Raw genomic sequence first — 20,816 nt, forward strand, 5'->3', positions numbered from 1 at the left:
CTGCGCTCCCGGGTCGGGGACGTGCCTCTCGTGGGAAAGGGGGGGCCGCCAGAGTGCCGGCGCGATGAGGGGCGCCAGCAAGTGGATGTCCGCACCTACGATGCCCCGCGGGGGGGCTTGTGTTGGCGCCGGTGGCACCCACGGCCGGTCGGTAGCTTGCGGGCCCCCCCTCCGCGCGGATGTCCGACTCCCCCCAGCGCCCCGGCGTCCTGGTCCTCAACGGACCCAACCTCAACCGCCTCGGCACGCGCGAGCCGTCGGTCTACGGCGCGCTCACGCTCGACGATTTGCAGGCCGACTTGCGCCGCCGGTTCCCCGCCCTCGCCCTCCGGTTCGAGCAGCACAGCTCGGAGGGCGCGCTCATCGACGCGCTCCACGCCGCCGACACCGTCGAGACGGCGGGCGTGGTGTTCAACCCCGGCGGCTACGCCCACACGTCGGTCGCCCTGCGCGATGCGGTCGCTTCGATCTCGACGCCGGTCGTGGAGGTCCACATCTCGAACGTGTTTGGGCGGGAGGGCTTCCGCGAGCGGCTGCTGATCGCGGGCGCCTGCACCGGTGTGATCTCGGGGATGGGGCTGGCGGGCTACGCCTTGGCGGTCGCGCACTTCGGGGGCCACGTCGGGGTCAACCAGTGAGCGAGCCCACGCCGCCCGACGACGAGACGCCGCGCCCGGCGCCCGAGTCGGTTCCGGAGCCGCAGAACGAGCCGGACCCCCACGACGACCTAGGGCCCGCCGGGCTCAGCGCGCCTGCGCCAGGCGCCGAGACGCTCGCCGAGGCCGACGCCGCGCCGGGCTCGCCCGCCGAAGCCGCCCGCGACGCCGAGCCCAAGCGCCCCGCCAGCGGGTCGGGCGCGCTTTTGGTCGCCGCCGGGATCTTCGCGAGCCGGATCATCGGGCTCGTCCGCGACCGCGCCGTCGCGTACTACTTCGGCTCGGGCGCCTTCGCCGACGTGTACCGGCTGGCGCTCCGCGCGCCCAACTTCCTGCAGAACCTCTTGGGCGAGGGCACGCTCTCGGCGTCGTTCATCCCGATCTACAGCCGGATGCTGGAGGAGGGGAGGGAGGAGGACGCGGGGCGGTTCGCGGGCGCCATCTTTGGAATCCTGGCAGCGGTGGCCTTCGCGGCGGCCGCGCTGGGCGTGCTCCTCGCGGAGCCGTTCGTGGCCATCATCGCGTCGGGGTTTCTAGACGACGCCGACAAGGTGGCCGCCGGGACGCTGGTCGTGGACCGCTACGCGCTGTCCGTGACCGTCGTCCGGTTCACGTTCCCGATGACAGCGTTCCTGGTCCTCAGCGCGTGGTGCCTGGGCGTGCTCAACAGCCACCGCAAGTTTCTGCTGTCGTACTTCGCGCCCGTCGCGTGGAACGTGGCCCTGCTGGCGGCCCTGTTCGGCGGCGCGTTCCTGTACCTCGACGACCCCTTCGGCCTCGGCGCGCTCGAGGTAGTCCCGCCGGACCAACTCAGTCAATTGCTGATCGCCGTGTTTATCGGTGGGATCGCGGGCGGCATCCTGCAGTTCGGCGTCCAACTCCCGATGGTGCTCCGGCTGCTGACGGGCTTCAAGCCGTCACTGACGCTGAGCGTCGATGGCGTGCGCGAGGCCATCAAGGCGTTCGTGCCCGTCGTCCTCGGCCGCGGTGCGTACCAGCTGTCGGGCTACCTCGACTTCTGGCTCTCGACGTTCGTCGCCGCCGGCGCGCTCGGCGCCATCGGTTACGCGCAGACGCTCTACCTCTTGCCGATCTCGCTCTTCGGCATGAGTGTCGCCGCCAGCGAACTCCCCGAGCTGTCCCGGATCTCGCGCGCCGAGCTGGACGACTTCCTGGACCGCGTCGCCGGGTCGGTCCGCCAGATCCTCTACCTCATCATCCCGACCGTCGTCGGCTACCTCGGCTTCGGGGCGCTCGTCGTCGGCACGTTCTACCAAGTTGGCCAGTTCGGCGCCGACGACACCTGGCAGGTGACGTTGGTGCTGATGGCGTACTCGCTGGGGATGGTCGCCACGACCGCCGGGCGCCTGCTCCAAAACGCCTTCTACGCGCTCAACGACACCAAGACGCCCGCGCGAATCGCCGTCTGGCGCGTCGCCGTCTCCGGCGTCATCGGCGCGGCGCTGATGTTCGTGCTCGACCAGTACAGCGTGACCGACGTGATCGGCGTCGAAGCCGAGGGCGACCCGCTGCGCCTGGGCGCGGTCGGGCTGGCGCTCGGCTCGGCGGTCGGCGCGTGGGTCGAGCTGTGGCGCCTGGTCGCCGCGCTCCGGGGGCACGAGCCCACGTTCCGCCTGCCGTGGGCCGCGGGCATCCGGATGCTGGGGCTGGCGGGGCTCGCGGCGATCCCGGCGACACTCGTGCTGGCGTTCGTCCCGGCGACCGTCGCCCCGGTGTGGGCGTACGGCATCGCCATCATCGCGATCTACGGGCTCGGCTACCTCGCGCTCGGCCACCTGCTCGGCTTCGACGAGTCCGACGCCTGGCTCGGCAAGGTCTTTCGCAAGCTGAAGCGGTAACCCGGCGCGGCGCCCAGCTCGCGAGCAGAGCTGGGTGCTCGGCAGACCCCCCGCTTCCCTTCCAGTCGCTACGCTCCCAGGTCGGAAAGCTGTCCCCCTTGCCAAGGGGGACAGTCCGAGCGGCGTCGCTGTGGGCGTGCGGATCCGCTCGGGTGCCGGCGCCAGCCCCGGGCGCAGGCGCGCGCGGTGTGTTAGTGGCCCCACCCAGGGTTCAGTGACGATCGCCCAGGGTTCGTGGGGCGCTCACTTGGGGTTCAGAGGCACCGACCGCCGGTTCAACCGCCGCCCCGGTGACACAACGGAGCCCCGGGAGCGGGTACCCTGTCCCTCGTACCACGAACCCTCGACCTTGGCCGGATACAAAGGACACCTCGCTGGCGCCACCGTCTTTTTCGGCGTCTACCTCGCCGGGCTTGCCCTCGTGTACGCCGTCGACGAGGCGTACCTCCAGTTTTCGGAGCTGGAGCTGATCGCGTACCCCATCGCCTTGTTCGGCCTGTGCCTGATGTTCGGGCTGTGGCCCGACGTCGACACCAACTCGAAGGGCCAGAACCTCTTCTACGCCCTGTTCTTCCTGGCCGACGTGGCGCTGATTGCGACCGAGCAGTTTCAGGAAGCCGCGTATCTCGGGCTGTTCTGCATCCTGCCCGCGCTCGGCAAGCACCGGGGCTGGACCCACACCTATTGGGCGATGGTGCTCATCCCGAGCCCCCTGCTGGCGCTGCCGTACATGCTGACGCCCGAGCGCCCGCTCGCTGGCCTGCCGTTCTACCTCGCCGCGGTCGTGGGCTACTTCAGCCACCTGGTGATGGACGGACTGGTGTTCCGTCTGCCCGGTCGGCGCAAGAGCGCGGGCTGGTAGCGAGGCCGCAGATCGCGATATCGGCCGAACCCGCACACGTCTGCGGCCCGGGCCCGGTACCTTCGGCGCGCACCACGAACGGCCCATGCGCGCGATCGTCGTCGGAGCCGGGGACGTCGGATACGACGTGGCCCGGCTCCTCTCCCTCCAACGCCACGACGTCACCGTCGTCGACACCGACCCCGAGCGGATCGACGCCGTGCGCGACACGCTCGACGTGCTGGCCGTCTTGGGCTCGGGCACGTCGGCGGCGACCCTGCGCCAGGCCCGCATCGAGGACGCCGACCTGCTGGTGGCCGTCACCGACGTCGACGAGGTCAACCTGATCGCGTCGATGCTGGCCGAGCGTGTCGGCAAGTCGAGCGCCGACACGACGACGATCGCGCGCGTCCGCAGCGACGAGTTCACGGGCGACAACGCCGTGCTGAGCGTCCGCGACTTCGGCATCGACCACATCATCCAGCCCGAGCAGTCGACGGCCAACGAGGTCGTCTCGCTCCTGCGACGGGCGGCGGCGACCGACATCGTCGACTTTTGCCAGAGCCGCGTCCAACTCGTCGGCATCCGCATCGACCGCGACTCGCCGCTGTCGGGCACGTCGCTGGTCGATCTGGCGCGGTCGAGCCCCCTGCCATTTCGCGTGATGGGGATCTCGCGTGGGGTCCGCACGATTGTGCCGACGGGCTCGGCGACCATCCAGGGCGGCGACCAAGTGTTCGTGCTCGTCGAGACTGGCCGCGTGTCCGAGGTGGCCCGCGTGCTCGGCAAGGAAGCCGGGCGCTTGCGCCACGTCATGATCCTGGGCGGCACGGCCGTCGGCGAGCGCGTCGCGGCCGGGCTGGCGCGGAAGTCCCGCAAGGAGGCCGGGATGGAGGTCAAGATCGTCGAGGCCGACCGCGCCCGCGCCGAGTACCTCGCCGAGACGCTCGAGGGCGCGCTCGTCATCCACGGCGACCCGGCCGACATCGACCTGCTGGCGCGCGAGGGGTTGGCCGAGACCGACGCGCTCGTGGCCGTCACGCCCGACGAGGAGTCGAACCTGGTGGCGTGCCTGATGGCCAAGCACCTCGAGGTCCGCAAGACGGTCGCGCTGCTGTCCAAGAGCGCCTACATCCCGATCTCGCAGTCCATCGGCCTGGACGCGGCCGTGAGCCAGAAGCTGGCGGTCTCGCGCGAGGTGCTGCGGTTCTTGCGCGGGGCCCACGTCCGCTCCGTCGCCACGGTCCACGGCCTCGACGCCGAGGTGCTGGAGATGGTGGCCGACGCGGGGTCCCGGATCACGTCCGCCCCGCTGGCCGAGCAGAAGCTGCCCTCGGGCGTGCTGCTGGGCGCCGTCGTCGGCGAGCGCGTCGAGATCGCGACGGGCGCCACGCACGTCCAGCCTGGCCAGCGCGCCGTCGTCTTCTCCACGCCGGAGCGGGTCGACGATGTCGAGGCGCTGTTCACCGCCTAGGTCGGTCCGTGCGTAGCGTCCCCAAAGCCACGCGCCCCGCCCCGAGCCCATGATCCTCGACTGGAAAGCGATCGCCGGCATCCTGGGCGTGCTCCTGGCCGCGCTCGGCGTCACGCTCGTCGTCCCCGCGCTCGTCGGGTTGGCGTACGGGGAACCCGAGTGGTGGGCGTTCGCGGCGACCGCCGGCGGCTCGCTCGCGCTCGGCGGGGCGTTGTGGGTTGGCTTCCGACCAAAGGAGGAGTTGCGCGTGCGCGAGGGGTTCGCGATTGTCGCCCTCGCGTGGTTCGTGCTCTCGCTCGTCGGCGCCCTTCCCTGGGTGATGACGGGCGTCCTCGCCGAGTACGCCGACGCCTTTTTCGAGACGATGAGCGGCTTCACCACGACCGGGGCGACGATCCTGGGCGGCGTCGATACGCCCCAGATCGAGGGCGTCCCCAACGCCTTCCTGCTGTGGAGGAGCTTGACCCACTGGTTGGGCGGGATGGGCATCATCGTGCTCACGATCGCCGTGCTGCCCCTGCTCGGCGTGGGAGGGATGCAGTTGTTCAAGGCCGAGGTGCCCGGTCCGTCGGCCGACAAGCTGACACCACGCGTGACCGAGACCGCCAAGCGCTTGTGGGCCATCTATGTCGCGCTGACGCTCATCCAGACCGTCCTGCTGCTGCCCGCGATGTCGTTGTTCGACGCCATCAACCACGCGATGGCCACGCTCGCGACCGGCGGGTTCTCGACCGAGAACGGCTCGGTCGGCCAGTACGGCAGCGCCTACGTCGACTGGGTGGTCACGGCGTTCATGGTGCTGGCGGGCATGAACTTCGCCCTCCACTACCGCCTGCTCCACCGCGACTGGGCGGCGACCAACAACGAGGAGCTCAAGGTCTACTTCTCGATCATCGCCGTCGCGACGGTCCTGCTCACGCTCACCCTGTGGTCGCCGACGAGCGACCTGCTCCCGCCGCCGGTCACGCTCGACGGCGAGGTGGTGACGCAAGAAAAGGTCGACGAGGTGGTCTCTGGGAACGCCCGTGTCGACGAAGCGCAGACGGAGTCGGCCGAGCGGACGGGGGGCGACAACGTCGGCGGGGGCGCCCAGGCGGCGACCCAGCTGGCGCCAGCTTCCGAGCGCGGCCGCATCATCGTCCGCTACGACCACCTGTTCGACGCGCTCCGCTACGGGGCCTTCCAGGCGGCCTCGATCGTCACCACGACGGGCTTCGCCACGGCCGACTACGAAGTGTGGCCCCCCCTCGCGCTCGTCGTCCTGTTCGCGCTGTTCTTCGTGGGCGGGATGGCTGGCTCCACGGGCGGCGGCGTCAAGGTGGTCCGCGTGCTGCTGATCCTAAAAAACTCGTTCCGCGAGCTCCGTCAACTCGTCCACCCCCGGGCCATCCTGCCCATCCGCCTCGATCATCGCGTGGTGCCCGAGGGTATCGTCCGCAACGTGTTGTCTTTCATCGTGTTCTACATCGGTCTGGTCGGCGTCGGTACGCTGCTGATGGGGATCTTGGGGCTGGACATCTGGAGCGCCTTCAGCGCCACCTTCTCGTGTGTCGGCAACGTCGGCCCGGCGTTCGGCGCGATGGGCCCGACCGAGAACTACACGCACGTCCCCGTCGCGGGGAAGTGGCTGCTGTCGGTGCTGATGATGGCCGGCCGGCTGGAGATCTTTACGGTCCTGCTCCTCTTCACGCCGGGCTTCTGGAAGCGGTAGGGGGGAGGCTCGCTGCGCTCGTGGCAAGAGACATGGGGGGTGAGGGAAGGGGGCGCTCTGGCTTGGCACGCACGTGACCGCGACCCGAAGTTGCCCCTTGCCCCTTGCCCTGATGCACCTCGACGCCTTTCGCGACCACTGTCTCGCCCTGCCGGGCGCCACCGAGGGACTGCCGTTCGGGCCCGACACGCTGGTGTTCAAGGTCGGCGGCAAGATGTTCGCGCTGATGGGGCTCGACCGCGAGCCACCGTTCGTCAACCTGAAGTGCGACCCCGAGCGGGCGGTCGAACTCCGCGAAACGTTTGAGTCGGTCACCCCGGGGTGGCACATGAACAAGGTCCACTGGAACTCGGTCGGGCTCCGGGGCGACGTGCCCAGCGGGGTCATCCGCGAGCTTGCGGACCACTCGTACGCGCTCGTCGTGGCCTCGCTGCCGAAGACCGCGCGGACGGCGCTCGGGGACGGAGAGGGTGGAGGCGGGGACGTGAGCTAGCGGCGTGAACTGCGCACAACGCGCGGCGTTGTCGGGGCGACACCCAGCCCCTCTCCCCGATGCGATTCCTCTCCGCCGTCTTCGTTGCCGGCCTCCTGCTCGCCGCCTGCGCCGACTCTGACGCGCCGGCCCCCGCGCCCGTCGCGCCAGCCCCTGCGCCGTCGGGGCCCGAGCGCGCCGAGGCCACCGTCTCGGAAGTGGCGGGGTCCGGCGTGAGTGGGACTGTCCGGTTCACCGCGCTCGACAGCGCCGTCGAGGTCCGCTACGACCTGGAGGGGCTCGCGCCCGGCGAGCACGGCTTCCATGTCCACCAGACCGGGGACTGCGGGGCGGACTCGACGGGCACGCCGGCCGGTGCGGCGGGCGGCCACTTCAACCCGCTCACCAGCCCGCACGGCGCGCCGTCGGCCGTGCGGACGGACCGGCACGCGGGCGACCTCGGCAACATCGAGGCGGGGCCGGAGGGCCGCGCGGTCGGCACCCGCATCGATTCGCTGCTGGCGTTCTCCGGGCCGACCTCGATGGTCGGCAAGGCCGTCATCGTCCACGCCGGGCGCGATGATCTGGAGAGCCAGCCCAGCGGGGCCGCCGGCGACCGCGTGGCGTGCGGCGTCATCTCGAGTGGGGACAGCGAGTAGCGGATTGGTCCCTTCGGCCGACCGTTGAGCAGCCCTAGACGACCGCTCGCCGGACGGTCGGGGTGCACCACGTCAGCCGCGTGTGGCGTGCATCGGAATAGGTGTAGACTCGGGGCACCTTCACGACCCCTCCATCTCGCCGATGCCTCTCTCTACGTTGAGGGCCGCGCTCGTCGCCGTCCTTCTGGCCCTCCCCACGCTTGTCGCCGCTCAGGGCACCGTCCGAGGGACGGTGACCGACGCGGACTCCGACCTCCCCATCATTGGCGCGACGATCTTCGTCGCCGCCAGCTCCATCGGCACGACGACCGACATCGACGGCCGCTACGAGCTGGCGCTGCCGCCCGGCGAGCGGACGCTTACGGTGTCCTTCGTCGGCTACCGCTCGCAGACCATCCAGGTGCCCGAGGGCACGACGGTGCTCGACATCGAGCTGTCGGAGGACCTGCTCGGCCTCGACGAGGCCGTCGTGACGGGCCTGGGCTCGTCGGTCCGCCGCGAGAACCTCGCCAACTCCATCGAGACCATCTCGGCGCGCGAGCTCTCGGAGATCTCGACGCCGCAGACGCTCGACGGCGCGCTCAACGGCAAGATCACCGGTGCGGTCGTCAACTCGAACTCGGGCGCGCCCGGGGGTGGCATCAACGTCCGCCTGCGCGGCATCACGACCATCAACGGCAACAGCCAGCCGCTGTACGTGGTCGACGGCGTCATCATCTCGAACGACGCGGTCTCGAACGGCATCAACGCCGTCACGGCGGCCGCAGGCGGCGGCAACGCCTCCAGCCAGGACAACCCGGCCAACCGCATCGCCGACCTGCCGCCGGAGGACATCGAGTCGATCGAGATCCTCAAAGGCCCATCGGCCGCCGCCATCTACGGCGCGCGCGCCGCGAACGGCGTCGTCGTGATCAAGACGAAGTCCGGCACGGCTGGCCGCACGGAGGTCCGCCTGTCGCAGACCGTCGGCGTGACGCAGATCTCGCGCAAGCTGGGCTCGCGTCAGTTCACCGCCGCGACGGCGGAGGACGCCTTCGGCGCCGCTGGCCGCGACCTGTTCAACCAGGCCGGCGGGCAGACCTTCGACTACGAGGAGGCGCTCTACGGAAACGATGGGCTCTTGCTCACGACCGACCTCTCGGTCTCGGGCGGCAACGACCGGACCCAGTTCTACCTCTCGGGCATCGTCAAGGACGACGAGGGCATCGTGGAGGGGACCGGCTACCAGAAGCAGTCCGGCCGCCTCAACGTGACGCATCGGCTGAGCTCGATGTTCGAGGTCGACGCCAACGCCAACTTTATCCGCTCGGTCGCCGCGCGCGGCATCACCGGGAATGACAACTCGGGCACGACGTTCGGCGTCGGCTACGTCGCCACGCCCAACTTCGTCAACCTCTTCCCGAACGCTGACGGGGTCTACCCCGACAACCCGTTCAACTCGTCGAACTTCCTCCAGACGCGCGACCTCGCGACGATCGAGGAGACCAACAACCGCTTCCTGAGCTCGGGTCGCCTGACGGTAAACCTGCTCACGACCTCGACCCAGTCGCTCCAGCTGATCGGCGTCGGCGGCGTCGACTTCTACGCGCTCGACCAGGTCAACCTGTTCCCCGTCGAGCTCCAGTTCGAGGACGACGACGGGCTCCCGGGCACCTCGGTGCTCGGCCGGACGACGAACCTCAACACCAACATCCAGGCCCTCATGGTCCACGGGTTTGCGCCCGAAGATCAGGACTTCTCGTTCACCACCCAGATCGGGCTGACGGCCTTCGATCAGGACTTCAACAACGTGTCGAGCGTGGCGCAGGGCCTGATCCCGAACCAGCAGAACCTCGACCAGGCCGCGTCGCTCCAGACCAACCAGGGCCGCTTGTTCCAGAACGACCGGGCGGTCTTTGCTCAGGAGGAGGTCAACTGGCGCAACGCCGTCGTGGGCACCATCGGCGTCCGCGCCGAGAAGTCGTCGGCGAACGGCGACGTGGACCAACTCTACGCCTACCCCAAGGCCGGGCTCTCGGTCAACTTCAACAACCTCGGCTTTTTCCAGAACTCAATCGTCGACCTCTTCAAGCTGCGCGCGGCGTTCGGCCAGACCGGCAACACGGCGCCGTTCGGCTCCAAGTTCACGACGTTCGGGACGCTGGCGGTCGGCGGCAACATCGGCCTCAACATCGGCGGCCAGCGCGGGCTGGCGGACGTCGAGCCCGAGCGCGCGAGCGAGATCGAGGGCGGCTTCGACCTGACGCTCGCGGGCGGCCGGCTCAACCTCGAGGCCACGGCCTACTCGAAGACGGTCAACGATCTGCTGCTGACGCGGCAGGTGCCGCTGTCGTCCGGCTTCGGCGTCGAGACGTTCAACGGCGGACAGCTCCAGAACAACGGCATCGAGCTCGGCCTGAGCCTCATCCCAGTCGACGGCCCGATGGTGCGCTGGATCTCGCGGACCAGCTTCTGGCTGAACGACGCCGAGGTGACCGAGCTCGACGTCCCGGCCTTCCAGGCGACGGGCGGCGGCTTCGGCGCGACGCTGGGCTCGATCCGCATTGAGCAGGGCAAGAGCCCCACCCAGATCGTCGGCGTCGACAACGGCGAGGTGGTCGCGCTCGGCGACGCCTCCCCGGACTTCCAGATGTCGTTTTTCAACGACGTCACGATCGCCCGGCGCCTGCGGGCGACGGCGTTCCTGCACTGGAAGCAGGGCGGCGACATCATCAACCTGACGGAGCTCCTGTTCGACCTGTCGGGAACGACCCCGGACTACGACGACGACGACGACGGCGACGGCGTCGTCAACGGCGAGCAGCGGGTCAACGCCCTCGGCTCGACGGCCCGGCAGTTCGTGCAGGACGCGTCGTACCTGCGGCTCCGCGAGGTCCGCCTCGACTACGACGTGGCGCCCTCGTTCTTCGGCCCCTTCGCGAGCACCCTGCGCAGCCTGCGCCTGGGCGTCTCGGCCACCAACCTCTTCACCATCACCCCCTACAAGAGCTACGACCCGGAGGTCAGCAACTTCGGCAACCAGCCCGTCGCCTCGGGCGTCGAGGTCACGCCGTTCCCGTCGTCGCGGAACATCTTCTTCCACGTCAACCTCGGCCTCTAATCCTCCCCTCCGATCTCAATCTGTAGCCCCATGACTGCTTTCTTCCGCACCGCCGCGCTCGCCGCCGCTGTGCTCCTCGCCGGGTGCGACCTGGCCGACATCGACGACCGAGCGAACCCGAACGGGCCGGCGCTCGACGACATCATCAACAACCCCACCCAGGCGGCGCTCGCCAACCTCGCCGTCGGCGTCGAGGCGTCGTCCCGGCTCGGGCTGGGCACGTACCTCGTCGACGTGGGCGTGCTCGGCCGTGAGTACTGGCGGGTCAGCCCGTCCGACCCGCGCTTTACCCAGGACTTGCTGGGCCGCGCCGAGTCGACGTTGGACAACAACACGTTCTACATCACGACGCCCTGGGCGACGCGGTACGCCACGATCCGCAACGCCAACACGATGCTGGTGGCCCTCGAAGGCAACACCACGTTGTCGGATGGCCAGAAAGCGTCGGCTCGCGGGTTCGCCAAGACCTGGATCGCGTACCAGTACCTCCTGAACCTCAACCTCACGGGCGAGAACGGGATCAAGTTTATCGAGCCTGGCGAGGCCGAGGCCGGCCCGATCGTCGGCTACACCGAGTCGCTCGACCGGATCGCGGCGCTCTTCGACGAGGGCTACGCCGACCTCCAGGGCGGCGCGGCGTTCTTCTTCCCGACCTCCCTCGGGCAGGGCGTGCCCAACACGACGGCCGGCTACGCGCAGATCAACCGGGCGCTCGCGGCCCGCGTCGACGCGTACCGCTCCGACTGGGGCGGCGTGCTCGCGGCGCTCGATAACTCGTTTATCGACACGGCCGCGCCGCTCACCGACGGGGCATACCACACGTTCTCGACGGGCGCGGGCGACATCCAGAACCCGTTCTTCTTCCCGCTCGACGGCGGCGGCGACGGCGTGCTCGCGCACCCCTCGTACGTCGACGACATCGCGCCGGACGACAACCGGATCTCGAAGGTGGCCGCCCGGACCGACCTGCGCACGTTCGACGGGCTGACCTCGGCCTACGACATCGACGTGGTGGCCTCGGGCTCGGCGCCCCTGTCGATCATCCGCAACGCGGAGCTGATCCTGCTCCGCGCCGAGGCCCGCGCGCAGACCGGTGACACGGGCGGCGCCGTCGCGGACCTCAACGTGATCCGTACCGCGGCCGGCCTCGACCCCTACTCGGGCGATACGTCGCAGGGCGCGCTGGTCGACGAGGTGCTCCGCCAGCGCCGCTACGAGCTCTACGCCGAGGGCCACCGTTGGCTCGATCTCCGTCGCTACGGCCGCCTGGGCACGCTGCCCATCGACCGCGCCGGCGACGACGTGTTCGACCGCTTCCCGGTCCCGGACAGCGACAGCAACTAGCGTTTGCTGCATCGGCTAGCGAGGCCCGCTCCCATCCCGGGGCGGGCCTCGTCTTTTGATTCCCCCGCTGGCGCTGCCCCGCAAGCGGTTGGGGTGACCCAGGCGTGGCACCCGCCACCCCTAGTTTGCACGGCCAGGACCGACCGACCGCGTGCCCGAGCAAAACGACCTCTTCCTCAGCGACGCCGACCGCAAGCGCCAGCACCTGACGCCGCTCATGCGGCAGTACTGGAAGATCAAGGACCGCCACCCCGGCGCGCTCCTGCTCTTCCGGATGGGCGACTTCTACGAGACCTTCGAGGACGACGCGGTCGTCGTCGCCGACGTGCTGGGGATCACGCTGACCAAGCGCGGGAACGGGGCCGCCGAGGAGATCCCGCTGGCGGGCTTCCCGCACCACTCGCTCGACCAGCACCTGCCCAAGCTGGTCCAGGCCGGACACCGGGTCGCCGTGTGCGAGCAACTGGAGGACCCCAAGATGGCGCGCAAGATCGTCAAGCGCGGCGTCGTGGAGGTCGTGACGCCGGGCGTGGCGTTCCGCGACCCGCTCCTCGACGCCAAACGGTCGACGTACCTCGCGGCCGTCGCGTGGGGGGGGGGCAAGGACAAAGAGACCGTCGGCGTGGCCTTCGCGGACGCCTCGACGGGCGAGTTCTACGTCACCGAGGCGCCGGTCGCCCGGCTCGGGAGTCTGTTGCAGACCATCGGCCCGGCCGAAGTCGTGGTCGACAAGCGCCACGTCGACCGCTTGCGGCAGGCCGTCTCGGCCGTGCAGGGCGGCGCGCTGCCGTTCGCGGTCACCAAGCAGGAGGACTGGGTGTTCGGGCTCGACTTCGCGACCGAGACCCTCCTTCGCCACTTCAAGACACACAGCCTGAAGGGCTTCGGCGTCGACGGCCTGACGGTCGGCGTGACGGCGGCGGGGGCGGCGCTGTACTACCTCGGCGAGACGCAGAAGGGGCGCATCCCCCACGTCCGCAGGCTCCAACGCTACCGCGCCGAGGACCACATCGCGCTCGACCCGGCCACCAAGCGCAACCTCGAGCTCGTCGCCTCGATGCACGACGGCCGTCGCGACGGCTCGCTCGTCGGCGTCCTCGACGCGACGCTGACGCCGATGGGGGGGAGGTTGCTTCGCCAGTGGCTCGTGCGGCCCCTCCGAGACGTGTCTCGCATCAACGCCCGTCTCGACGCCGTCGCCGCGCTGGGCGGCGCACGGTTCCGTCGGGCCGCCCGTGAGGAACTGCGACACGTGGGCGACCTCGAACGGCTGGCGGGCAAGGTCTGCACGGGCCGCGCCGGACCCCGTGACCTCGCGACGCTCGGCAACACCCTGCGCCGCGTCCCCGTGATCGCGGACACGCTGGCGGACGTGCCCGACGGCCTGCTGGCGCGCTTGCGCGACCGACTCGAGCCGTGTGACGACACCGTCGACGACATCGCGGCAACGCTCGTCGACGATCCGCCGGCCCAGCTCAAAGCGGGCGGGCTGATCCGAGAGGGCGTCGACGCCGAGCTCGACCGCTTGCGGGCCGTGGCGGGCGACGGGAAGGCGTACCTCGCCGATCTCCAAGCGCGCGAGGCAAAGCGGACCGGCATCACTAGCCTCAAAGTGGGCTACAACCGCGTCTTCGGCTACTACCTCGAAGTCTCCAACGCGCACAAGGACAAGGCGCCCGACGATTGGGCCCGCAAGCAGACGCTGACGAACGCCGAGCGCTACATCACGGCCGAGCTCAAGGAGTACGAGGAGACGATCCTGACGGCGCAGGACCGCATCGGGACGCTGGAGACGACGCTGTTCGAAGACCTGCGCGTCCGCGTCGCCGAGGCCGTCGCGCCGATCCAGGCGAACGCGCAGGCGCTGGCGACGCTCGACGTGCTGGCGGGCTTCGCGGAGGTCGCCGAGCGCAACCACTACGCGCGCCCCGAGGTCGACGGCTCGACCGTTCTCGACATTGTCGACGGGCGGCACCCGGTCGTGGAGCAGATGCTGCCGGCGGGCGAGGCGTTCATTCCCAACTCGGTGCGCTTGGTGGCCCCGGGCGGCGGCGAGCCTGGCTCGCAGATCCTGCTCATCACCGGGCCCAACATGGCGGGCAAGAGCGTCGTGCTCCGGCAGACCGCGCTCGTGGTGCTGCTGGCGCAGGTCGGCTGCTTCGTGCCCGCCGCGTCCGCCCGCGTCGGCGCCGTCGACGCCCTGTTCACGCGCGTCGGCGCGTCGGACAACCTGGCGGCCGGCGAGTCGACGTTCCTGGTCGAGATGAACGAGACGGCCAACATCCTGAACAACGCGACCGAGCGGAGCCTCATCCTGCTCGACGAGGTCGGCCGGGGCACGAGCACCTTCGACGGGCTGTCGCTGGCGTGGGCCATCGTCGAGCACCTCCACGAGACACCCGCGTGCGCGGCGCGGACCCTCTTCGCGACGCACTACCACGAGCTCGACGCGTTGTCGGAGCGGCTCGACCGGGTCGCCAGCTACAGCGTCCGCGTCCGCGAGCACGAGGGGCGCGTGGTGTTTTTGCGAACGCTGGTGCCGGGCGGGGCCGACCACAGCTACGGCATCGAGGTGGCGCGGATGGCCGGCCTCCCGGCGTCGGTCGTGGCGCGGGCCAAGTCCGTTCTCCGGCATCTCGAAGCGCACGACGTGGCGGCCGAGGTCGGCGTCGGCGGGGCGCCTCGGAGCGACGGGCTTCCGGGGAGCGCACGGCCGTCCGTCGGAGCGCTTCCCGCGCCGTCTCCCGCGCCGGTCGCGCTCGCGGCGCCCGATCCGATCGCCACGGATGTCCTCGATCACCTCTCGGCCATGGAGCCGGATCGGATGACACCCATCGAGGCGCTGATGGCCCTCGCGGACCTCAAAAAGACCGCCGAGCGCTAAGCGCCTCCGCACACATACGGATCCGGGGAGCACCGATCAGAGCGTCGTGGCGCGGCGGCCTCTTCACAAAGCAGCCAGCCGGAACCGGGATTGCAGGCCAAAAACGGCGTCGTGCCCGTGTTTCGTGAACACCTTATGGAGAGCTCGTGATTGTGCGCGGTCCAGATCGGGGTATGTTGTGGTCGCTCCCGCCGGGAGTCCGGCAGCCGCCGCATATCGCTCGCGTCGCCTGTCGGTCGTATCACCCCACACCCCTATCACAATGCGCGCATTCATTCTGGCCCTCGCCCTCACGTTCACCTTCGGCCTCACGGCCTGCGCCGACTCCGCCACGGAGGAGGCCTACGAGGAGGGCGCCCCCGCTGGCGACGAGGCTGATGTCATCGGCGACGGCGAAGTCTTCGACGAGCCCGGCGAGCCCGATGCGGACGTCCTCGGCGACGGCCTCGACGACACCATGAACGAGATCGAGGCCGACGCCTCCGACATGGCCGACGATGTCGACGCCGAGCTCGACGGCGACATGGACGGTGACGGCATGTAAGTCGGCTCTGCCGTCTTGCCTGTGCGCCCCCCGGCTTCGGCCGGGGGGCGCCTTTTTTGGGGCCTGCCGCGAGGTCGGCACCGGCGCCGGCGGTGGCGCGTAGGGGGGCTATGAGCCGAGCCTTCGTCAAAGAGGGCGCCCCCGAGGTGCCCGTCGTCGTCCCCCCGCGCCCGCCGCTACCGGCCGGCGTGGCCAATTACGTGACGCCCGCTGGGCTGGTGGCCTTGCGGGCCGAGCGCGCCGACGTCGAGCGCCAACGCGCTGAGATCGACGCCGAGGACCCCGACGCGGGACGGACGCGGGAGATGCTGACGGGGCGCCTGAAGCTGCTCGTCGAGCGGATCGCCCGCTCTCAGGTCGTCGACCCGTCCACCACCGATCGCGAAGACATTCGCTTTGGGGCGACCGTGACCGTCCGCGAGGCGGATGGGGCCGAGCGGACCGTCCAGATCGTCGGCGTGGACCAGGCGGCGTCCGGGGGGGACACGGTGGCCTTCACGTCCCCGTTTGCCCGAGCACTGACAGGCAAGCAGGCCGGCGACACAGCCGCGCTCACCACGCCCGCGGGCAACCGCGAACTGACCGTCGTCGCAGTCCGCTACGTCTAGCAACCCTGCGGCACGCGCACGGAGCCGGGCTTGACGCGCTCACGCCGCTTGCCGGTGGTCGACGAGAACGGCCGCGGCCACCTGTGCCCGCGCCGGCACATCGAGCTTGGCCATCACGCGCTCGGTGTGCCGCCGTGCCGTGTGTGGGCTGATGCAGAGCCGGTCGGCCACGTCGTCGTTGGTGAGCCCGCGGGCGAGCAGGAGCGCCACCTCGGCCTCGCGGCGCGTGAGCCCAAAGCGGGCCCGGATCGCGGTGGGCTCGGGCCACGGCTCGGCTGGAGGCTCGACGGTGATGAGGATGCCCGGACCAGGGCCGAACGGGCTCCGCGGGAGGAGCGTGCCCCGCAGCCGGTAGCGCCCGCGCTCGGTCTCGACCGTTCGGAAGGGGCAGGGCGATGGGCTCTCGTCGGCTCCAAGGTCGCGGGCGAGGGCGCGGGCGGCGCCGAGCACCCAGGCTCGCTGGGCGTCGTGGCCGAGCGCGCGGCCGAGCGCGGCGTTCTCATGGTGAATCCGGCCGGCGCCGTCGAACGCGGCGGCCGGCTCGGCCAGCGCGTCGAGCACGGCGCGCTGGCCATCGAGCCGGGCGAGCGCGCCGGCGCCGGCCTCGAAGGCCGGCGCCAGCAGGGCGAGGACGTCGACGCCGGCGTCGCCGAACGGGCTGCGCTCGCCGTCGACGTGGTAGACCTCAACCTGCGCCTTTTCCCCGTCGTCGAGCCCGCGCGGGAGGTAGAGCCCGTGGAGGTGGCCGGCCCCCATCGCCGCGGCCGTCTCGTTGAAGAACGGGGAGTCGCGGAGGGTCCCGCCCAGGATCCGGTCGATGATCGGGAACGTCAAGCGCCCCAACCCCCGCGCCCTACGGACGCGCTCGACGTAGGGCATGGCCGGGTCCGGCGACTTCCGCCCGTCCCGGGCCGGGCCCGCCAAGAAGTGCTCGTAGACGTCGGCCATCGCGTTGGGCACGTTCCGGGTGACGACGGGGCAAGAGCGGGTCGGGAGGACGGCGACGGCGGCGTCGGCATGGAAGAGCGCCGACAGGGCGTCCGTGACTGCGCGTCCCCACGCCTGAGCGCTCGGGACTGCCAGCGGTGAGAGCAACGCCGCCTGCGTGTAGGCGATGCGGGCGAGGTCCTGGGAGGAGAGGTGGAGGGCCATGCGGGTCGGGGGAAGACGGCGCCGCTAGAAAGTAGATGGCCGCCCTTTTGTCTCGGCGGTGCCGATCGGATTCTCGACCGCACGCCAAGCCCTGCCACGTCCACCGCGGTCACGGTATGCCCCCGCTCGCGACGAGGGCAACGCGGCAGACGCCGCCAGAGGCCTTGCGCAGACAGGACCCGGATTCTCGTGACGGGCCCTAGCTCCCGCCGAGCGCGCCGCCCGCGTGGCGGAGGAGGGACCCGAGCCGGCGGAGCGAGGCCTCGAGAGCGGCGGTCGAGTCCCCGGTCGTCGGCGGGCCGACGTGGTCCGCCGAGGCCTCCGTCTTCTCGCCAAGGCTGACCAGAATGGCGCCGACGCGGGCGCCATCGATTCCCTCGCCGACGAGCGACTGGTGGAGCTCGCCGAGCGACGCGGCGATCGGCAGCAACTCCTCGCGCTCGGTCGCTTCGATCTTGCGCTTCCAGTCGTCGATCCGGTTGATCGCTTTGGAAAGCGGGAGCGCGGTCAAGCCGCGCTCGATGTCGTCGACGGTGGCGGCGACTTCAGCAGCTTCGGTTTCGTTGGGGATGGTGTCCATGAGAGGGGGAAGAGGAGAGGGAGGCGGGGCGACTGGTTGGCGCGGTCCCGCTTTCAGGCGGTGGTCTCGTCGGGAGAGGCGGGGACGACGCCGGCGGGCAGGCCGTCACCGGAAGAGGGGGGGAAGTCGTGCTCGGAGATCCCGCCGAAGAACTCGGCGCGGGCGGCCTCGGCCACCTTCTTGGTCACGTAGCCGTCGCTGGCGGCGCCGATGAAGCCGCCCACGAGCGGGATCCCGCGCAGCATCTTGCGCTGGACGCGACCGGCGACCACCTTCTTGGCCCCCCACTTGGCGGCGCCCGCCAGGCTGGACACCACGACGTTCAGCCCGCGCTCCGCCAGCTTCAGCCCGACGCGGTCGAGCGTCTCCTGCTCGGCGTCGCGAGCCGGATCGGCAGGGCCGGAGCCGACGAGCGTGTTCAGCACCCGCTGGCGCGTGCCGGGCTGGCGGGGGTCGTGGCCGGCGAGGACGGCCATCGAGGCGCCCATGTGCAGCTGGACGCTGGCGACGGCCGCGAGGTTGGCCGGCAGCGCGACCGGGAGCGTGAGCCACCCGCCCAGGCCGGACACGAACCCGGCCGACGACGCGAGCGCGAGGTGGCGCAGGATGAGCCGGTCGACTTGGTCATCGACGCTCCCGCCGGCGGCGCGGGCCTCGGCGGCGCGCTCTTGGGGGGTCCCCAGGCCGGGGACGCCGTCCAGGACGGTCGGGTAGAGCCGGTCGAGGACGAAGCGGCGGACGGTAGTGGTAGCAGACATGGGCTTAGGGGAGGGGGACGAGGCGATCGAGTTCGGCCTCGATCTCGCGGCGCAGGAGGCGGCGGAACGGGCGGGCCGTCAGCCCGAGCGTGGCCACGACGGTGACGGCGTCGGGACCGGCAAGCAGCCGCCCCTTGACGCCTCGACCTTCGACGTGGATGACATCCCCCTCGCGCCGGGTGCGGATGCCGTGCTCGCGCTCGAGGCGCTCGGCGACGGCGGTGGCGGCGGCCAGGGCCCCGTCGGGGCCGAGCGAGTGGGGGCGGGAAAGCTCGATGTCGGGCATGGCCGTGGTACGCGACGCCGCGCGCCTCGGTTCGTCGGCGGCCGGGGGGAATCCCCTGACGTGAGCGCGGGGGCGCCGCCCGGCAGGTCCCATCGAGTGCCTGCTCGCAGTCTCGCACCCCTGCATTCCTACGATCTGCGAGCGCCCCCCCGCATTCTCGCGGCACCTTGCTCACCCGCTCACCCGCTCACCCGCTCACCCGCTCACCCAAACGTGCTCACCCCCGACCTCCTGCTCGCGGCGTATCGCCAAGGCATCTTCCCGATGGCCGACCCCGACGGCGAGATCGGGTGGTACGCCCCCGACCCCCGGGCCGTGCTGCCCCTCGACGCGTTCCACGTCCCGAAGACGCTCGCGAAGACCGTCCGCCAGGGCCGGTTCGAGGTCGCCGTCGACCGCGATTTCGAGGCGACGGTGCGGGCGTGCGCGGAGCCCGCGCCCGGGCGGGAGGACACGTGGATCTCGGACGAGGTGGTCGAGGCCTACGTCGCTCTGCATCACGCCGGGTTCGGCCACAGCGTCGAGTGCTGGCGGGAGGGTCGGTTCGTGGGGGGGCTCTACGGCGTGGCCCTGCGGGGCGCCTTTTTCGGGGAGAGCATGGTCTCTCGTGAGCGCGACGCCTCGAAGGTGGCCCTCGTCGCCCTCGTCGAGCGGCTCCGTGCGGGCGGGTTCGTGCTGCTCGACACCCAGATGTCGACCCCGCACCTGGCCCGGTTCGGCGTGGTCGAGATCCCGAGAGCGGCCTTCGAGCGCACGCTGGCGGCGGCGCTGCGCGTGGATGGCGACTGGCACGCCATCGACCGGGCCCGGTAACACTCGCCTCGGTCGGGCGTTCATCGAGGGCACGTGCCCCACCCCCCATGCTCCGACTCGCCCTCGTCGCCGGCCTGACCGCCCTCGCCGCCTGCGGCTCGCGGTCCGCCTCCGACTCGCCCGCCCCCGCCCCGACGACCGTCGCCAGCGCGGACGTGACGCCGGCCGCCCCGCCGGTCTCGCACGCCGCGCCCGTCGTCGCCGCCGAGGCGGCCCGCGCGCCGGCCGACACCGTCGAGGCAGCGCGGAGCGAGACCGAGGCCACCTTCCGCCGCATCCTGGACGAGGCCGCCGCCCAGAACGTCGCCGACCGGCCGTACGGCGAGATCGTCCAGTGGGTCGGCGAGCAGTTGATCGGCCGCCCCTACCTCGCGGGCATGCTCGACGCTCCCGAATCCGAGGTGCTCGTCGTCGACCTGACGGCCTTCGACTGCGTGCTCTACATCGAGAACGTGATGTCGCTGGCGCGGATGATCGCGCTCGACCAGGCGGCCTACGACGACTACGCGGCGGGCGTCCGGACGCTCCGCTACCGCGACGGCCAGCTCGACGGCTACTGCTCGCGCCTCCACTACTTCTCGGACTGGATCCGTGACAACGAGCGGCGCGGGGCGATGACGAACGTTACCCAGTCGATCGGCGGCGACCCGTTCGACAAACGGCTCTCCTTTATGGGGGAGCACCGCGAGGCCTACCCCAAGCTGGCCGACGACGGCACGTACGCCTGTATCGTCGACATGGAGGCGTCGCTGGCGGACGCCGAGCTGTTCTACGTCCCCCAGGGGCGGATCGCCGACGTCTACGGCCAGCTCCGCCCCGGCGACATCATCGCGACGGCCACCAGCATCGGCGGGCTCGACGTGACGCACACCGGGTTCGTCCATAAGACGGCCGACCACACCGGGTTCATGCACGCCTCGCTGTCGTCGGACGCGGTCAAGATCTCGCCGGACCTGGCGACCTACGTGCAGGGCATCCGGAGCCAGATCGGCGTCGTGGTGGTCCGGCCGACGGACCCGCGCGGCTAGCCGTCGCGCCGCGCGAGGGGGCACCGATTGGCGCCGTGGGATCCGGC

Annotated in this window: 18 protein-coding genes; 14 read left to right on the forward strand and 4 right to left on the reverse strand. The window is 70.8% G+C overall.

All coding sequences use genetic code 11. From position 1 onward, the window contains the following. Positions 1–179 precede the first annotated feature (179 nt). The 12 genes from ACLII4_RS08855 to ACLII4_RS08910 all read left to right on the forward strand — a co-directional run bounded on the left by ACLII4_RS08855 (position 180) and on the right by ACLII4_RS08910 (position 16,152). Positions 180–638, forward strand: coding sequence for a type II 3-dehydroquinate dehydratase (locus ACLII4_RS08855; protein WP_412070542.1), 459 nt, complete (start codon positions 180–182; stop codon positions 636–638). Continuing rightward, positions 635–2,515: a murein biosynthesis integral membrane protein MurJ gene (murJ, locus tag ACLII4_RS08860; protein ID WP_412070543.1), complete on the forward strand. Its 1,881-nt coding sequence runs from the start codon at positions 635–637 to the stop codon at positions 2,513–2,515. The genes ACLII4_RS08855 and murJ overlap by 4 nt, the downstream gene beginning before the upstream one ends. A 349-nt stretch (positions 2,516–2,864) precedes the next feature. Then, the gene (locus ACLII4_RS08865; protein WP_412070544.1) at positions 2,865–3,377 is read left to right on the forward strand and encodes a metal-dependent hydrolase; all 513 of its coding nucleotides are present in this window, start codon (positions 2,865–2,867) and stop codon (positions 3,375–3,377) included. 85 nt (positions 3,378–3,462) lie between these two features. Next, entirely contained in the window at positions 3,463–4,830 is a 1,368-nt protein-coding gene (gene trkA / locus ACLII4_RS08870) for a Trk system potassium transporter TrkA (protein WP_412070545.1), read from the forward strand. Between the two features lie 49 nt (positions 4,831–4,879). After that, positions 4,880–6,541 carry a TrkH family potassium uptake protein gene (locus ACLII4_RS08875; RefSeq protein WP_412070546.1) on the forward strand — a complete coding sequence of 554 codons (1,662 nt, stop codon included), beginning with the start codon at positions 4,880–4,882 and terminating at the stop codon, positions 6,539–6,541. Between the two features lie 97 nt (positions 6,542–6,638). After that, positions 6,639–7,034, forward strand: coding sequence for an MmcQ/YjbR family DNA-binding protein (locus tag ACLII4_RS08880; protein WP_412070547.1), 396 nt, complete (start codon positions 6,639–6,641; stop codon positions 7,032–7,034). A gap of 59 nt (positions 7,035–7,093) precedes the next feature. Then, a complete protein-coding gene (locus tag ACLII4_RS08885) occupies positions 7,094–7,672 on the forward strand; it encodes a superoxide dismutase family protein (RefSeq protein WP_412070548.1) in 579 nt (192 codons plus the stop codon). Between the two features lie 142 nt (positions 7,673–7,814). Further along, positions 7,815–10,772: a SusC/RagA family TonB-linked outer membrane protein gene (locus ACLII4_RS08890; protein WP_412070549.1), complete on the forward strand. Its 2,958-nt coding sequence runs from the start codon at positions 7,815–7,817 to the stop codon at positions 10,770–10,772. A gap of 30 nt (positions 10,773–10,802) precedes the next feature. Continuing rightward, positions 10,803–12,116, forward strand: coding sequence for a RagB/SusD family nutrient uptake outer membrane protein (locus tag ACLII4_RS08895; RefSeq protein ID WP_412070550.1), 1,314 nt, complete (start codon positions 10,803–10,805; stop codon positions 12,114–12,116). Positions 12,117–12,267: 151 nt separating this feature from the next. Next, entirely contained in the window at positions 12,268–15,000 is a 2,733-nt protein-coding gene (gene mutS / locus ACLII4_RS08900; RefSeq protein WP_412070551.1) for a DNA mismatch repair protein MutS, read from the forward strand. Positions 15,001–15,262: 262 nt separating this feature from the next. After that, positions 15,263–15,544, forward strand: coding sequence for a hypothetical protein (locus ACLII4_RS08905; protein WP_412067035.1), 282 nt, complete (start codon positions 15,263–15,265; stop codon positions 15,542–15,544). A 110-nt stretch (positions 15,545–15,654) separates the two neighbouring features. After that, entirely contained in the window at positions 15,655–16,152 is a 498-nt protein-coding gene (locus tag ACLII4_RS08910) for a GreA/GreB family elongation factor (RefSeq protein WP_412067036.1), read from the forward strand. Between the two features lie 39 nt (positions 16,153–16,191). Here ACLII4_RS08910 and ACLII4_RS08915 read toward each other — a convergent pair whose 3' ends face one another. The 4 genes from ACLII4_RS08915 to ACLII4_RS08930 form a co-directional block, all read right to left on the reverse strand. Beyond that, a complete protein-coding gene (locus ACLII4_RS08915; RefSeq protein WP_412067037.1) occupies positions 16,192–17,304 on the reverse strand; it encodes a helix-turn-helix transcriptional regulator in 1,113 nt (370 codons plus the stop codon). Positions 17,305–17,503: 199 nt separating this feature from the next. Then, complete coding sequence (locus ACLII4_RS08920) at positions 17,504–17,884, reverse strand: hypothetical protein (protein ID WP_412067038.1); 381 nt, start codon at positions 17,882–17,884, stop codon at positions 17,504–17,506. 53 nt (positions 17,885–17,937) lie between these two features. Continuing rightward, entirely contained in the window at positions 17,938–18,642 is a 705-nt protein-coding gene (locus tag ACLII4_RS08925; RefSeq protein ID WP_412067039.1) for an EcsC family protein, read from the reverse strand. Between the two features lie 4 nt (positions 18,643–18,646). Next, positions 18,647–18,928 (reverse strand): polyhydroxyalkanoic acid system family protein, encoded by a 282-nt coding sequence (locus ACLII4_RS08930; protein WP_412067040.1) that lies wholly within the window; start codon positions 18,926–18,928, stop codon positions 18,647–18,649. Between the two features lie 213 nt (positions 18,929–19,141). Here ACLII4_RS08930 and aat point away from each other — a divergent pair, with 213 nt between their 5' ends. Then, positions 19,142–19,741 (forward strand): leucyl/phenylalanyl-tRNA--protein transferase, encoded by a 600-nt coding sequence (aat, locus tag ACLII4_RS08935; protein ID WP_412067041.1) that lies wholly within the window; start codon positions 19,142–19,144, stop codon positions 19,739–19,741. 47 nt (positions 19,742–19,788) lie between these two features. Continuing rightward, positions 19,789–20,769, forward strand: a complete 981-nt coding sequence (locus tag ACLII4_RS08940) for an N-acetylmuramoyl-L-alanine amidase-like domain-containing protein (RefSeq protein ID WP_412067042.1) — start codon at positions 19,789–19,791, stop codon at positions 20,767–20,769. Positions 20,770–20,816: the final 47 nt, after the last annotated feature.

Origin of the sequence: Rubrivirga aquatilis, from assembly GCF_046845665.1 — a bacterium.
In the GTDB taxonomy this organism is placed as follows: Bacteria; Bacteroidota; Rhodothermia; order Rhodothermales; family Rubricoccaceae; genus Rubrivirga.

What these genes read in the sequence shown, in the direction of transcription:
- ACLII4_RS08940 (WP_412067042.1), top strand. Translation starts at nt 19,789, where the DNA reads ATGCTCCGACTCGCCCTCGTCGCCGGCCTGACCGCCCTCGCCGCCTGC.
- ACLII4_RS08915 (WP_412067037.1), bottom strand. Translation starts at nt 17,304, where the DNA reads ATGGCCCTCCACCTCTCCTCCCAGGACCTCGCCCGCATCGCCTACACG.
- ACLII4_RS08890 (WP_412070549.1), top strand. Translation starts at nt 7,815, where the DNA reads ATGCCTCTCTCTACGTTGAGGGCCGCGCTCGTCGCCGTCCTTCTGGCC.
- ACLII4_RS08875 (WP_412070546.1), top strand. Translation starts at nt 4,880, where the DNA reads ATGATCCTCGACTGGAAAGCGATCGCCGGCATCCTGGGCGTGCTCCTG.
- ACLII4_RS08910 (WP_412067036.1), top strand. Translation starts at nt 15,655, where the DNA reads ATGAGCCGAGCCTTCGTCAAAGAGGGCGCCCCCGAGGTGCCCGTCGTC.
- ACLII4_RS08925 (WP_412067039.1), bottom strand. Translation starts at nt 18,642, where the DNA reads ATGTCTGCTACCACTACCGTCCGCCGCTTCGTCCTCGACCGGCTCTAC.
- ACLII4_RS08920 (WP_412067038.1), bottom strand. Translation starts at nt 17,884, where the DNA reads ATGGACACCATCCCCAACGAAACCGAAGCTGCTGAAGTCGCCGCCACC.
- ACLII4_RS08895 (WP_412070550.1), top strand. Translation starts at nt 10,803, where the DNA reads ATGACTGCTTTCTTCCGCACCGCCGCGCTCGCCGCCGCTGTGCTCCTC.
- ACLII4_RS08885 (WP_412070548.1), top strand. Translation starts at nt 7,094, where the DNA reads ATGCGATTCCTCTCCGCCGTCTTCGTTGCCGGCCTCCTGCTCGCCGCC.
- ACLII4_RS08930 (WP_412067040.1), bottom strand. Translation starts at nt 18,928, where the DNA reads ATGCCCGACATCGAGCTTTCCCGCCCCCACTCGCTCGGCCCCGACGGG.
- trkA (WP_412070545.1), top strand. Translation starts at nt 3,463, where the DNA reads ATGCGCGCGATCGTCGTCGGAGCCGGGGACGTCGGATACGACGTGGCC.
- ACLII4_RS08855 (WP_412070542.1), top strand. Translation starts at nt 180, where the DNA reads ATGTCCGACTCCCCCCAGCGCCCCGGCGTCCTGGTCCTCAACGGACCC.
- ACLII4_RS08905 (WP_412067035.1), top strand. Translation starts at nt 15,263, where the DNA reads ATGCGCGCATTCATTCTGGCCCTCGCCCTCACGTTCACCTTCGGCCTC.